The organism is Atlanticothrix silvestris CENA357 (assembly GCF_016056295.1).
In the GTDB taxonomy this organism is placed as follows: domain Bacteria; phylum Cyanobacteriota; class Cyanobacteriia; order Cyanobacteriales; family Nostocaceae; genus Atlanticothrix; species Atlanticothrix silvestris.
Genome location: NZ_JAECZB010000002.1, coordinates 20,750 through 35,131, shown reverse-complemented (window position 1 = coordinate 35,131; position 14,382 = coordinate 20,750). Strand labels below are relative to the sequence as shown.

Sequence of the window (14,382 nt, the reverse complement as noted above, 5' to 3'; positions counted from 1 at the left end):
GAGTGATGTGGTCAAACATGCACAATAAACTGCAACTAGTGTCAAAGTGGAAGCTTGAGCGAGGCAATGCAAGCATTACCATCCTGCAATTAGCAGGAGTCTTTTTTATCTTATGTTTGTTCTTTACCCTACACCGTTACTATAGTTTTTACGCTTCCTTTGACCAAGGGATTTTTAACCAAGTTTTTTGGAATAATCTCCACGGTCGCTTTTTTCAAAGTTCCCTTTCTTCTAGTCTTTCTACTAACGTTATCCACGCCGGAGAAGTTCCTACAGTTTTTTATCATCGCCTTGGTCAACACTTTACCCCAGCCTTATTGCTGTGGTGGCCAATCTATGCTTTATTTCCTTCTCCCGCGACTTTAACAGTCCTACAAGTCACACTGATCACCGCTGCGGGTGTAGTTTTATCTATATTGGCACGGCAATATTTACAGCCACCATTGGCAGTGATGATTACTGCCAGTTTTTATGCTGCTAATGCGGTTATTGGCCCGACCTTAAGTAACTTTCACGACATTAGCCAAATTCCCCTCTTTGTTTTTACCCTCCTCCTGGCAATGGAAAAGCGTTGGTGGTGGTTGTTTTGGCTGATGACAGTTTTGATTTTGGCTGTCCGGGAAGATTCTGGTGTGGGCTTATTTGGCGTGGGAATTTACATGATTTTGAGTAAACGCTTTCCCCGTGCTGGAATTAGTGTCTGCGTTCTCAGTTTTGGTTATATGTTGGTTCTCACCAACTTGATCATGCCGTTATTTTCTCAAGATATTTCCCAACGCTTTATGATAGAACGGTTTGGTCAGTATGCTGATGGAAATGAAGCGTCTACCCTAGAGATTATTTGGGGTATAGTTAGCAATCCGTGGCGGTTATTAGTAGAACTGGTAACGCCTGTAGACAGAACAATTAGATATTTAATCGCTCAATGGCTACCGTTAGCTTTTATACCTGCTGTTTCTCCTGCTGCTTGGATGATTGCCGGTTTTCCGCTTTTAAAATTATTTTTGGGTAAGGGAAGTTTGGTACTGGCAATTACAGTCCGCTACGCTTTAACTGTTATACCAGGCTTATTTTACGGAGCAATTCTTTGGTGGTCACAGCATCAGCACAAATTTAAACCTTCTGTTCGTCGCTTGTGGATTGGTTGTATTTGTCTATCGCTGTTTTTTAGCTTTACATCTAACCCTAATCGGACTTTTTATTTTCTAATCCCTGATTCTGTCAAACCTTGGGTATATGTATCGCTTCCTCAACAGTGGCAGCATGTTGCTAAAATGCGTCCCTTACTAGCACAAATTCCCCCAGATGCTAGCGTCTCTGCCACTACTTACCTTGTACCCCATCTTTCGGGTCGTCGAGAAATTCTGCGCTTACCTGCTTTAGAATTACGCAATGATGCTCAAGAAGTAACTAAAGTAGATTATGCGATCGCTGACCTTTGGCAATTACAACAATATCAAGTGGCATTTAAAGATGATCGCAGACAGTTACAAGATTTAGTAAAACTTGTTGATCAACTCAGTAATCATCAAGAATATGGAATAATCGGTTTTCAAGATAGTGTAGTCTTGCTCAAAAAAGCCGCCAGTTCAGACATGCAAGTAACAGCAGCTTGGTTACAATTCCAGCAACAGTTGCAAAAGTTCTAACGTCCCGCGGGTACGAAACACGGCTACTAAAAAGCCGGGGTCATGCCCCGGCTTTTTAGGTCTGTGTTGTATTGATTCAACAGCCGTCTGGTCCACAAAAACTGTGCCCGTACAGTACCTCTGCGTCACAGATATAGATCATGCCCGCAAAATCTAGGAAAAACTTCACTGCGACCTTATCCGCAATATCCTCGGCCATATCCCGATCCGGGGTGAGCACCTCGAATTTTATATTCGCCGTGGTGTCAGAAACGTTGGGTTGTCCCGACGAGCGCACGTTGCGACTACCTTTACCGCCAGTTTCCAGAACCGTATAACCGGTTGCCCCGGATTCTTCGATGATATTGGCGATTTTTTTCAGCAGAATCTTTTCCGTGACTATGACGAGCTTTTTGGCTGGCTTGGCCATGTTGGTTACCTCCTTACCGTAATTGATCTTATATATTGAGTCGCTTGGTCTGCCGGGTCAAGGTAGGGCCGACAGACTGCGACCCGTCTGGGATTAGCTGCCGCTGATCGCCTGGGCGAGTCCGAGGAAGAGTGGTATTGCCACGCCAATCGCAATGGGTGTACCGATAGCTGTGGAGGCACCAATGTAGGCAGATGGATTGGCCGACGGAATCCCGGCTCGCAATGTGGGTGGGCCTGAGATGTCTGAACTGGAGGCGGCGATGACGGCCAGAATCACAACACCGCCCATGCTGAATCCTGTAGTGTAGTGGGCAATCATACCGAGACCGAAGGCGATGAACCCATGCAGCAGCGGTGCCACTACGCTATACACGACGTACCACTGGGCTACCTTGCGCAGTTCGCCAAGTCTTGACCAAGCCTCCATACCCATGACCAGCATCAAGATCGAAAGCAAGCCGCGGAAGAGGGGGTCGTAGAAGCTTTTGTAGACACTTTCCGGCTGGGTGAACAGGCCAAGAGCAATGCCGAGCAACATTGCCGATAGGGCAGGACCCTGGAGGCTTTCCTGCACGATCGGCCATATTTTGACCCGATTATCCGCAGACTGCTGCTTTCTGAGATACTCTTGTCGGGTGCTGGGATAATCACCTGCGGGACTGGGATAATCGCCTGTGGTACTGAAAGACGTGCCTACGGGGAGAGATGGGCCTGCGGTACTGAAAGCCGGGCCTGCGGTACTGGTATATTCTCCTGCGGGACTAGAATACTCCTGCTTGCTGAGAGGCTCGCCTGCTGCCCTACGCTTCTTCTTGTGGTTGAGATAAATGTTGGCCACCACAATCGCCGTTACGAGCGCTGGGATATCCATGAAGGGATAGAGTGCGGCAGCCCATGCCTCGTATGGCATTTTTTGTTCTTCTAGTAGCGTCAGGGCGGCGGCCATGGTAGAGCCACTCACCGCACCAAACAATCCCCCGGTCGCAATCGCATCCAAGATTTTGACGTTCGGCAGCTTGGCCAACGTATAGCGCGCGATGAATACAACAAGAATTCCTACTGCTACAGCAGACGCTGCGGGTAACACCATCTCCGTCAGGTTGGAATTGCGGATCGCAATACCACCGGTCAGACCGATTTTGGTGAGCAACATGAAGACGATGATCTGACAAATCGCCTCTGGAATTACCAATTCGCTACCGAGAGCGGCAATGACCATACCACCAATCAAAAACCCGAGTGTTGGTGACTGCAACTGCTTAACGAAGTCCGTTAAGAACAAGGACAAAAAATCCATGAATACCTCCTTCTGCCTCCTCTAAAAAAGAGCTATTATTGTGATAAGTGAGCTTTAAGAAGTAAGGGTGCAGCGCTTCAACCCTGCCGACAGGTTTTAGGCGAACACCTGTCGGCAGGGGGGCTCAAAGATGGCCGCTCTCCGAATGGGCTGGAAGGTGTTGCTGTCCCACAGTAACTTCTATAGATCAATATCTATTAAGACCCAAAATTCTATGTAATTAAGTCATATATTTAAATTCGCACAAATTTGCGATTGTTTAACATGGATATGCCAAGTAATTTCCAATTCAAATCATAAGTTTTCCTTTTATTTTCAGAAAACCCGTATATCTCTGGTCAGTGTAAATTGCGATCGCAGATTTTCTACTCATCATCAGGTATAAAAATACATTACGCTTAAAATCTGGGCAGCATGGTACCCGTACCTGCATCTTTTTTAAACAACGAAGATGTCTTGTGATCCAGTTCTATCTCGCGGTACTTGCCACCTTTGCCCCGAAACTTAATCGTCTAAATAACCCCGCTGTTTATCTTTGGGCAACGGGTCTGGCTGCTATTTAAAATTGCTCCGATATAACCCCGGATAATCTTCTTTGGGTTGCCCAGGTTCATCACGGGGAACATAGACAGTTATCAGTTATCAGTCATCTATCAGTTTTCACTGTTAACTGTTAACTGCTCACTACCCCCTGCTATGAGCCTACAAGTATTTTTGCAACAATAACTTCAACTTCTCTTTTGTTGCCTGTGGTGCTTTGTCTAATTGAGTCAAAATTGCATACTTTAAAGCGGAATGTGCATCACTAGACGGGGGATTTTTACTTAAGCGTTTGACAGTTTCTTGAATTACTTTTTGAGCATTAACGGCATTGCGCTGCAAATTACCAATCACCATTTCTACCGTCACGCTATCATGGTCTGGATGCCAACAATCATAATCTGTCACCAGCGCTAAAGTTGCATAAGCGATTTCTGCTTCCCTGGCTAACTTCGCCTCTGGTAAATTCGTCATCCCAATCACTGTTGCATCCCAGCTGCGATAAAGATTTGATTCTGCTTTAGTAGAAAAGGCTGGCCCTTCCATGCACACATAAGTACCGCCGCGATGTAGGTTAACTTCTGGTAAATTTAGAGAAGCGATCGCATCTGCTAAAACTCCAGCTAAATTTTGACAAATCGGGTCGCCGAAGGCAATGTGAGCAACAATTCCTTCACCAAAAAACGTCGAAACTCGATTTTTCGTCCTGTCAATAAATTGATTGGGAACCACCATATCCAGTGGTTTTGCTTCTTCCTTCAAAGAACCTACGGCACTAGCTGAGATTAAATACTCCGCACCTATTTGCTTCATGGCATGAATATTGGCACGAAACGGTAACTCAGAAGGCAACAGAGTATGATTACGACCATGACGCGCTAAAAAAGCTACTCGTGTTTCATTCAAGGTTCCCAAAATCAAAGCATCAGAAGGCGAACCAAAAGGTGTTTGCACTTGCACTTCTTCCACATCTTTGAGTGCATCCATTTTGTATAGACCACTACCACCAATAATCCCAATACTAGCTTGAGCCATGATTATTAAGCTGTTTTTTGCTGAGTTGCCAAGTTATTTTACCGAAAAGAGGAGTAGCAGATATCAAAACTACTTGATCCGCCTATCCTTGCGGGAGAATATCTGGTACAACATTTGCAGACGACTAAATATTAATTTGTAATTACAGCAGTTTTATTTCATCTATTTCGACCATATATTTATTCCTTTGCGCCTTTGCGCCTTTGCGTGAGATAAAAAATATGAAAACCTACGACTGGATTGTTGTTGGTGCTGGAATTACAGGTGCCGCACTCGCTTACGAACTGACCAAAAAAGGTTTTGCTGTGTTGTTGTTAGAACAAAATCAAACACCACAAAATGCAACTCGCTTTAGCTATGGTGGGCTGGCCTATTGGTCTGGAACTACACCACTGACTCGCCAATTATGCCAGCAAGCGCGCGATCGCTACCACATCCTACCTCAAGAATTAGACGCTGATATTCAATTTCGAGAATTAGATTTATTGCTAACCATTGCAGCGGATAGCGACCCAGAAGCAACTGCCGCGTCATATAGCCGTTTTGGCATACCGCCCCGTTTACTCAACCCTCAAGCAGCTTGTGAGTTAGAACCACTGCTAAACCCGCAAGCAATATCTGGGGCTTTAACTGTCAAACATGGTCATATTCACCCAGAAAAAACTGTCCAAGCCTACATTCAAGCTTTTATGAGGGCTGGGGGCGAAATGCAGATTATCCAAGTACTGCAAATATTAACAGACGGTGTTAGTACAACCACTGCAACTTACCACAGCGCTAACGTTGTGATTTGCGCGGGTGGACTTAGCCGAACCTTACTAAAATCAGCTGGTATTCCTATCAAACTGTATTTTACCCACGCAGAAATCATTGAAACCCCACCTGTTGATTTGCAGTTAAGCACCTTAGTTATGCCAGCTCATTTGCAACGGTTTCAATTAGAAGCTGAATCTACACAAGTTGATGAATTGTGGAACGAATCTGGTAATGAATTAGTACCACCGATTTTAGATGCAGGTGCAGTTCAATTTCCAGATGGTAGCTTACGCTTAGGACAAATTAGCCGTATTCTTACGAATCCTCATGCCGAGGTAAACTCTCAAGAAAGTGAAAAGTGGTTACGAAAAAGTGTTGGGCAAGTTTTACCAGCGTTGAAGAATTTACCAGGAACTTGGCATCATTGCTTGGTGGCATTTAGTAACAATGACCTTCCCTTAATTGGTGCTATCCCAGGATTTGAAAGCGTTCATATTTTCTCTGGGTTTAGTAACCCTCTGGTGATTGTACCACCCTTGGCAGAACGCTTTGCGAATTTTGCAACTGGCAAGTCAGATGAGATTATTATTCAGCTATCTAATAACAGCTGGTAATAACTTTACATATTAATTTTTATTAACGTGGTTAATTTTTGGTTAACTAAACGCAGCAAAATGTATCAAAAATAACTTTTTGATTGTCAATTATCACACTAATATCACATTCTAAAGGTTGATATTGTCAGCATCCTATGAACTAGCTGATTAATTTAAGAGGAAAATTTACAAAAATTATGGGTAAACGATTTAACCGCCGGAAGTTTTTGATTGCTGGTTCTGTAAGTCTCGGTAGCACCATTTTTCTGAAGGCTTGCGTGAACAACTCACCAACGGCTACTAGCACACCAGCAGGCTCTCCCAGTGCTTCTCCTGTCGCTGCTGCTGGTGACACCATCAAGGTAGGTATTTTGCACTCCCTCAGTGGCACAATGGCTATTAGTGAAAAAAGCGTTGTTGATGCTGAAAAACTAGCCATCAAAGAAATTAATGCGAATGGTGGTGTTTTAGGTAAACAAATTGAAGCAATTACCGAAGATGGTGCTTCTAACTGGGATACTTTTAGGGAAAAAGCCACTAAGCTCATTGATCAAGATAAAGTCGCTGTAGTATTTGGTTGTTGGACTTCTGCTAGTCGCAAAAATGTCAAGCCAGTATTTGAGAGCAAAGACCACATGCTCTGGTATCCAGTGCAATATGAAGGTCAAGAATGTTCTAAAAATATTTTCTACACTGGCGCTGCGCCAAATCAACAAATTGAACCATCTGTTGATTGGTTGTTGAAAAATAAGGGAAAAGAATTTTTCTTAGTTGGCTCTGACTACGTTTTTCCCCGGACTGCTAACACAATTATTAAAGCCCAACTAGAAGCATTAGGCGGAAAAACAGTCGGAGAGGATTATTTACCGCTGGGTAACACAGAAGTTACACCAATTATTACTAAAATCAAGCAAAATTTGCCCAATGGTGGAGTGATTTACAATACCTTAAATGGAGACAGCAACGTTGCTTTCTTCAAACAATTGAAAGGTGCTGGATTAACACCAGACAAATATCCCTCCATGTCTGTAAGCATCGCCGAAGAAGAAGTCAAAGCAATTGGTGTAGAGTATCTCAAAGATCATTATGCTGCTTGGAATTACTTTCAAACGGTAGACACACCTGCTAACAAGAAGTTTGTCGCCGCTTTCAAGAAAGAGTACGGCGAAAATCGAGTCACAAATGACCCAATGGAAGCAGCATACATCGCAGTTTATTTATGGAAGCAAGCAGTAGAAAAAGCTGGCACAACTGATTTAGCTAAAGTGCGTGCGGCGGCATCCGGTCAAACTATAGATGCGCCCGAAGGTAAAGTGACAATGAACGCCAATCATCATATATCTAAAATTGTGCGGATTGGTCAAGTCAGGGACGATGGTTTGTTTGATATCGTTTATGCTACTCCTGCACCAGTTGAGCCAGTTCCCTGGAATCAATTTGTGAAAGAGACCAAGGGATTTGCTTGTGACTGGACTGACCCAGCGAAAGGTGGTAAATACAAGAAAGTTTAAGTTCAGTAGTCAGTGGTCAGTGGTCAGTGGTCAGTGGTCAGTGGTAAAGACAAAACAACCATAGGAATATGATTTGATCAATCAAATTATTTACTTAGGTAATCAAGAGGCAATGCTTCTCAAAAATCAAATACTAGTCTTATAACAACTAACAACTGACAACTGACAACTAACAACTAACTAATAACATTTAGGAGAAAAAGTGTTAGCAGGTTTCTTAGAAGCAGTATTTAATGGTGTTAGTATTGGCGCTGTATTATTAATAGCTGCCTTGGGACTAGCGATTATCTTTGGCTTGATGGGTGTCATCAATATGGCGCATGGTGAATTGATGATGTTTGGTGCTTATGCCACATTTGTTGTGCAAAATATATGTAAGCAATTGGGTGGAGTATGGTTTGAAGTCTATATATTTTTGGCTTTGATTATCGCTTTTGTTTTCACAGCTACTATAGGACTGATTTTAGAAAAAAGTGTAATCCGTTATCTCTATGGGCGACCTCTAGAAACTCTCTTGGCAACTTGGGGAGTAAGTTTGATTTTTCAACAGTTTGTCCGCAGTGTAAATTGGGTATTGATAATTGGCATAGCGTTATTTTCTCTATTATTTTTTGGAGGTTTATGGATTTTAAATTCCCGCATAGATTTGGGAAGAGTTGGTAACTGGATTGTAGCGGTGATATTTTTACTATCGCTGGGGCTGACAATCACAACGGGCAATTTATTAAGCCAAACTTATCAGCAAGCAGTGACTCAACCTTGGTTTGGCGCTCAAAATGTAGATGTCACAGCACCAACATGGTTGCAATCTGGGATGTCTTTAGGTGGCGTACAATTGCCTTTTGCTAGGCTGTTTATTATTGCTTTAACAATAATTTGTGTAGCAGGTATATACATATTTTTACAGCGTTCTAGCTGGGGTTTAAGAATTAGGGCTGTGACACAAAACCGGAGTATGAGTGCTTGTTTGGGTATCCCAACTCAAAAGGTTGATGCGATTACTTTTGCACTAGGTTCTGGTTTAGCTGGTGTGGCTGGATGTGCGATTAGTTTACTGGGTTCTGTAGGGCCAAATACTGGACAAAACTATATTATTGATACGTTTATGGTGGTTGTTGTTGGGGGTGTGGGCAATTTAGCTGGGACGATTGTGGCGGCGTTGGGGATTGGTACGGCTAATTTTTTAATTGGTTCTGGGACTCTGGCTTTGTTGTTGACTCCTGTGAAGCCTTTGGCTGATTTATTTACTTTTTTTGCGACGACGAGTATGGCGAAGGTGATGGTATTTGCGCTGATTATTGTGTTTTTACAGTGGAAGCCTGGGGGGATTTTTCCGCAGAAGGGACGTACTGTTGATGTTTAAATCTCACGCAGAGACGCGGAGGCGCAGAGAATGAGGAAGAAGGGAGGATTATTAATTGAGGTGGGGGTGGTGGTTGCGATCGCACTCTCCCTTATAATTGTTATGCCAATGGTGCTGTCGGAGTTTCGGCTGAATTTGTTAGGGAGATTTTTGGCGCTGGCGATTGTAGCTTTAGGTATCGATTTGATTTGGGGTTATACTGGTTTACTAAGTTTGGGACATGGTATTTTCTTTGGTTTGGGTGGATATGCGATCGCAATGTACCTAAAACTGCAAGTTCCCACTGGCGAATTGCCTGATTTTATGGGGCTTTATGGTGTTACGGAACTTCCCACATTTTGGCAACCTTTTTATTCTTTTCCTTTGACAATGGCTGGTGTGGTACTAATTCCAGGTTTGTTGGCGGGATTATTAGGATATTTAGTATTTCGGAATCGCATCAAGGGAGTTTATTTTTCTATCTTGACTCAAGCGGCAACTATTGTATTTTTTAACTTCTTTAATGGTCAACAAAAACTTTTTAATGGCACAAACGGGCTGATAGATTTTACAACTTTGTTTGGAGCAACAGTCAGCGATGCCAAAACGCAATTTGTTTTCTACACCCTGACAGTAATGTTTCTTGCAGCCACTTACGGGATTTGTCGCTGGTTGACAAGTGGGCGCTTTGGCAGATTGTTGATAGCCATTCGTGATGATGAAAGTCGGGTAAGATTTTCTGGCTACGACCCTACAGATTTTAAGGTGTTAGTGTTTGCAGTTTCAGGTGCGATCGCAGGCATCGCAGGAGCATTTTACACCATCCAAAGTGGTTCTGTTTCACCCAGAGCAATGGATATTGCCTTTTCAATTGAAATGGTGATTTGGGTAGCTGTAGGAGGACGCGCTACTTTAATTGGCGCGATTGTGGGAACTTTGTTAGTAAATTATGCCCGTACTTTTTTAAGCGAACAATTTGCTGAAATCTGGCTATTTTTCCAAGGCGCACTATTTTTGATAGTCGTCACAGTCCTTCCTGACGGCATCGTGGGATGGTTGCGTAGTCAAAATATTTCTCTTTTCCAACGCCCTCAACAAATTGCTACATATCCCACCTTGGAAGAAGACCCAGAAGTGAAACATGAACGCGAAAATATTGGAAACTGAAAACGTAACTGTTAGTTTTGACGGGTTTAAGGCTTTAAACCAGCTTAACTTTAGTATGGATGTGGGTGAATTGCGGGTAGTAATTGGCCCTAATGGTGCGGGAAAGACAACATTTCTGGATGTGATTACTGGGAAAGTGCAGCCAACCGTTGGGCGAGTTTTATTCAAAGGAAGAAACCTGCGTTCTTTACCTGAATATAAAATTGCCCGATTAGGAATTGGGCGCAAGTTTCAAACACCCCGAATTTACTTAAACTTAACGCCCCGCGAAAATCTAGAAATTACCATTAACAAGAATAAAAATGTCTTTTCTACTTTGTTTGAACGTTCTAATGCTGTTGAACAAAATAATATTAAAGGATTGTTAGAAACCATCGGCTTAACGCCAAAAGCTGACATCAGAGCAGGTTTACTTTCCCACGGTGAAAAGCAGCGTTTAGAAATTGGGATGTTAGTGGCACAGTCACCTGATTTGTTACTCGTTGATGAACCTGTTGCAGGTTTAACAGATGAAGAAACTCATAACATCGGTGAACTACTTTTAGCATTATCGCAGAGTCATTCAATTTTAGTAATTGAACATGATATGGAATTTGTGCGTCAAATTGCCAAGAAAGTAACAGTATTACATGAAGGTTCGGTATTGTGCGAAGGAAATTTTGAAGAAGTGCAAAATGACTCTCGTGTGATTGAAGTATATTTGGGAAAACAAGAAGACTAAATTTTTTCTCAAAAGCTCGACATGGTACCCTATATTTAAGGTTCTTATATATAGAGTTTGACATGACCGTAAAGACAATAAAAGATATTAGCAATCCTGATACCTATAAAGGTATGTATTCTTTTCACAAATACTGGGGTAAAAAGCCAACTGAAAGTATTGCTTTTTTTATACAAAACTATACAAATGAATCAGATATAGTTCTTGATCCATTTTTAGGTTCAGGCCTTATCAGTAGAGAATGTTTGTACCAAAAAAGACGATTTATTGGAATTGATATTAATCCTTTTGCAATTGAACATACCAACTTCTTGTTAGAACTTCCAAAAGCTTCGGTATTTCAATCAGCCTTACAAGAGATTGAAACAAAAATTAAACAGAAAATAAATGAAACATATTTTACCGACAATGGAGAAATAGCATCGCATTATTTATGGAGTAGTAGTGAGCTTTTAAAAGTATGGATGAAGCCAAAGGTTGGTAGAAGTAGAATTGAGATAGAAACAACAAGCTTCGATTTAGAAAAAATTGAATCCTTTTCTCAATATTCAATACGGAACATTAGAAAACTCACTTTTTTTACAAACTCAAGAATTAATTCAAGTATAAAATGTCTATCTACGATTTGTTTACTCGTAGAGCTTTGCATAATATTGATTTAATACTAGATGAAATTAAATTATTTCCAGATGTAATTCAAAAAGCTTTATTATTAACTCTTACTTCTTCATCAGGGCAAATGTCATCTATGGTGTTTGCAATCACCAATCGAGGAAAAACCAAAAATCAAATGTCTAATAAAATTGAGGTCGGCAGTTGGGTGATTGGCTATTGGAGACCAGAATTACATTTTGAGATTAATGTTTGGAATTGTTTTGAGAGTAGAGCTAAAAAACTCTATAAAGCATTAATTGATATTAGTAATCATAAATATCTTAGACATGAATCAATAAGTGCGCTCTTAAAAAGTAAACAAGGAGCATTAATTATTAATGATGATTGTATAGATGTAATGCAAAAGATACCAGAAAAATCTATAAAACTGATTTGCACAGACCCACCACATAGTGATCGAATACCATACCTTGAATTAAGTGAAATATGGAATTCTATTTTAAATAAAAATGTTAATTTTGAAAAAGAAATAATTGTTTCTAACGCCAAAGAGAGAAATAAAAAAAAGAACGAGTATATTGAAAAAATGAAATTGTTTATAAGTGAAGCTAGTCGCCTTCTTACTGATGATGGAATGTTTTTAATATACTTCAATGCCCGCGATCAAGAAAGTTGGAAATTCTTAGAAATGCTTGAAAATAATTCTGATTTACAATTTATTGGGTCTTTCCCTATGGAATATTCTGCAAACTCAGTAGTGCAAGACAATAGAAAAGGTGGAATGAAAACAGATTATGTTCTTGTTCTCAAAAGAAAAGGGTGTTGTACTAGTTACAAGCATAAACTTGATAAAATACCAGGCTGGTCAACTTTAGTACCCCAAATAGCATCGGCAACATAAGATGAAAACATTTAAAGATTTGTCATGAAAGATTTTTATTATTGGAAAGAATTATATGACAGCGAGCATTTAACAGAATTTAATACGGATTATGCAGGTCAATTGTGGTTAAAAACTAAATCAATCATAAGAAAAGAATTAATTTCAGAATTTGTCAAAAAATATTCATTGGTCTTAAATGCTAGCAGCTTAAATGGACAATTTGAAGAATTATTTCTACTTTTGCAATCCAACCTACCTCAGTCTCATCAACAATTAGATTTATATATTAAGGAAAAGAATGTACAAATATTAGAAGCCTTAAATAAGGAAAGCCTCGTTTCGGAGTTATATAAATTGAAAGTATTTGAATGGGGAGGTGATTATCAAAATTCATTGTAAAATTTTAATATCTACGTAATTTATAATGCTAAAAATCTCCAACCTAAACGTTTACTATGGCGAAAGCCACATTCTCCGCAATGTAGATTTAAGCGTACCATCTGGGCAAATGATATGCCTGATTGGACGCAATGGTGTAGGGAAATCTACTTTACTCAAAACAATAATGGGCTTACTCAAACCCCGCAGCGGTACTATTAACTTAGCTGGAGAGTTAATAAACTCCAAATCTCCAGACCAAAGGGCAAAGTTGGGAATTGGTTACGTCCCCCAAGGACGAGAAATTATCCCCCGTTTAACAGTCAAAGAAAATCTGCTGCTGGGGTTGGAAGCTAGACGCAAACAAGTAAAAAAAGCAGAAATTCCAGAGGAAGTTTTTAGCTTATTTCCGGTGTTAAAAACCATGCTTTCGCGGATGGGTGGTGATTTAAGTGGTGGACAGCAGCAACAATTAGCGATCGCACGTGCTTTAATGGGAGAACCTCAATTACTCGTCTTAGATGAACCCACTGAAGGTATTCAACCCTCCATCATCCTAGAAATTGAAGCCGCAGTCCGTCGTATCGTCGAAACTACAGGCATTTCTGTTTTATTGGTAGAGCAACATTTACACTTTGTTCGTCAGGCTGATTATTATTACGCTATGCAAAAAGGCGGTATTGTCTCCTCCGGTTCTACCAGCGAACTTAGTCAAGATGTGATTCAACGGTTTTTAGCGGTTTAATTGTTGGTATTTTAATCTCGGTAGAGTCTGAAGCAATCAAGTCTGCGGCTTCTTGCAAAAGTTCATTCTGTTCCTGCTTGATTACTTCTAAGCGGCTGGATATTTCTGCCAATCTTTGCTGCTTATATTGATAAATAGTTTGAGAATTAGTAGATAACAAAGAAGAGGTATTATTTGTTGTTTGAGTACCTTTAATTTTTTGAATAGCAAAGCTGCTAACTTTAGGCAAAGATAGAACAATTGTTTGAATTAATGCCTGAATTAATCTTAATGGTACTTGCAATATCGACCAACTAGCTTTTTCAATCAAGCGCATAATTGCTTTAATGATGCTCCATACTAGAGCAATTCCAAAAAGCAAAATCACTATACTAATGATTGGGTGATTAGCCGCCCAACCTAGTATTTGAAATAACTGCAAAAACACAGGATGTCGTGTCAGCCAATCATGAAAAGAAGCAGCGATAGCACTTTGAACTGCTGCCGATGTTGTATTCTTAACTTGCTCAGCTGTTTGCCAACTTTGTTCTAAAGAACCTTTAGCTTGGTCAAGAGTAATTGTAACTGTATCAACTGCTTTATCGGCCGTTATAGTTGCTGTTTCCCCCAAAGACTCCCTAACTTGCTGTGCTGAGTTAGTCAAAGAGTTAATGCTTTCGTTTGCAAAATCTTTCACATTTTGCAAGTGTTGTAAAACTCCGTCAGGCAAATGTATATGTGTTTGAGGTGTCATAGG

Annotated in this window: 14 protein-coding genes; 10 read left to right on the top strand and 4 right to left on the bottom strand. The window is 40.8% G+C overall.

Annotation, left to right across the window (positions count from 1 at the left end):
• The first annotated feature begins 5 nt into the window (after nt 1-5).
• Nucleotides 6-1,649, top strand: a complete 1,644-nt coding sequence (locus tag I8751_RS01420; protein ID WP_214437517.1) for a DUF2079 domain-containing protein — start codon at nt 6-8, stop codon at nt 1,647-1,649.
• A 76-nt stretch (nt 1,650-1,725) separates the two neighbouring features.
• On the opposite strand, the gene I8751_RS01415 is transcribed toward I8751_RS01420, so the two are convergent.
• The 3 genes from I8751_RS01415 to I8751_RS01405 all read right to left on the bottom strand — a co-directional run bounded on the left by I8751_RS01415 (nt 1,726) and on the right by I8751_RS01405 (nt 4,932).
• Complete coding sequence (locus tag I8751_RS01415) at nt 1,726-2,058, bottom strand: P-II family nitrogen regulator (RefSeq protein WP_214437388.1); 333 nt, start codon at nt 2,056-2,058, stop codon at nt 1,726-1,728.
• Between the two features lie 93 nt (nt 2,059-2,151).
• Nucleotides 2,152-3,357: a sodium-dependent bicarbonate transport family permease gene (locus tag I8751_RS01410; RefSeq protein WP_214437387.1), complete on the bottom strand. Its 1,206-nt coding sequence runs from the start codon at nt 3,355-3,357 to the stop codon at nt 2,152-2,154.
• 702 nt (nt 3,358-4,059) lie between these two features.
• Nucleotides 4,060-4,932, bottom strand: coding sequence for an S-methyl-5'-thioadenosine phosphorylase (locus I8751_RS01405; RefSeq protein WP_214437386.1), 873 nt, complete (start codon nt 4,930-4,932; stop codon nt 4,060-4,062).
• Between the two features lie 221 nt (nt 4,933-5,153).
• Between I8751_RS01405 and I8751_RS01400 the strand changes: the two genes are divergently transcribed.
• From I8751_RS01400 to urtE, 9 genes are all read left to right on the top strand, one after another.
• On the top strand, nt 5,154-6,302 hold the full coding sequence (locus I8751_RS01400) for an NAD(P)/FAD-dependent oxidoreductase (protein WP_214437385.1): 1,149 nt from the start codon (nt 5,154-5,156) through the stop codon (nt 6,300-6,302).
• Between the two features lie 179 nt (nt 6,303-6,481).
• Nucleotides 6,482-7,795, top strand: coding sequence for an urea ABC transporter substrate-binding protein (urtA, locus tag I8751_RS01395; RefSeq protein ID WP_214437384.1), 1,314 nt, complete (start codon nt 6,482-6,484; stop codon nt 7,793-7,795).
• Nucleotides 7,796-7,997: 202 nt separating this feature from the next.
• Nucleotides 7,998-9,158, top strand: a complete 1,161-nt coding sequence (locus I8751_RS01390) for an ABC transporter permease subunit (protein ID WP_214437383.1) — start codon at nt 7,998-8,000, stop codon at nt 9,156-9,158.
• A gap of 30 nt (nt 9,159-9,188) precedes the next feature.
• Nucleotides 9,189-10,304 carry an urea ABC transporter permease subunit UrtC gene (gene urtC / locus I8751_RS01385; protein ID WP_214437382.1) on the top strand — a complete coding sequence of 372 codons (1,116 nt, stop codon included), beginning with the start codon at nt 9,189-9,191 and terminating at the stop codon, nt 10,302-10,304.
• Nucleotides 10,279-11,025, top strand: coding sequence for an urea ABC transporter ATP-binding protein UrtD (gene urtD / locus I8751_RS01380; RefSeq protein ID WP_214437381.1), 747 nt, complete (start codon nt 10,279-10,281; stop codon nt 11,023-11,025). Before urtC ends, urtD begins: the two co-directional genes overlap by 26 nt.
• Nucleotides 11,026-11,087: 62 nt before the next feature.
• Nucleotides 11,088-11,687 carry a DNA methyltransferase gene (locus I8751_RS01375; protein ID WP_214437380.1) on the top strand — a complete coding sequence of 200 codons (600 nt, stop codon included), beginning with the start codon at nt 11,088-11,090 and terminating at the stop codon, nt 11,685-11,687.
• Nucleotides 11,636-12,541 (top strand): hypothetical protein, encoded by a 906-nt coding sequence (locus tag I8751_RS01370; protein ID WP_214437379.1) that lies wholly within the window; start codon nt 11,636-11,638, stop codon nt 12,539-12,541. The genes I8751_RS01375 and I8751_RS01370 overlap by 52 nt, the downstream gene beginning before the upstream one ends.
• 24 nt (nt 12,542-12,565) lie before the next feature.
• Nucleotides 12,566-12,922 carry a hypothetical protein gene (locus tag I8751_RS01365; protein WP_214437378.1) on the top strand — a complete coding sequence of 119 codons (357 nt, stop codon included), beginning with the start codon at nt 12,566-12,568 and terminating at the stop codon, nt 12,920-12,922.
• A 25-nt stretch (nt 12,923-12,947) separates the two neighbouring features.
• Nucleotides 12,948-13,646 carry an urea ABC transporter ATP-binding subunit UrtE gene (gene urtE, locus I8751_RS01360; protein ID WP_214437377.1) on the top strand — a complete coding sequence of 233 codons (699 nt, stop codon included), beginning with the start codon at nt 12,948-12,950 and terminating at the stop codon, nt 13,644-13,646.
• On the opposite strand, the gene I8751_RS01355 is transcribed toward urtE, so the two are convergent.
• Complete coding sequence (locus tag I8751_RS01355) at nt 13,609-14,379, bottom strand: hypothetical protein (protein ID WP_214437376.1); 771 nt, start codon at nt 14,377-14,379, stop codon at nt 13,609-13,611. The two genes, urtE and I8751_RS01355, sit on opposite strands and share 38 nt — an antisense overlap.
• Nucleotides 14,380-14,382 lie beyond the last annotated feature (3 nt).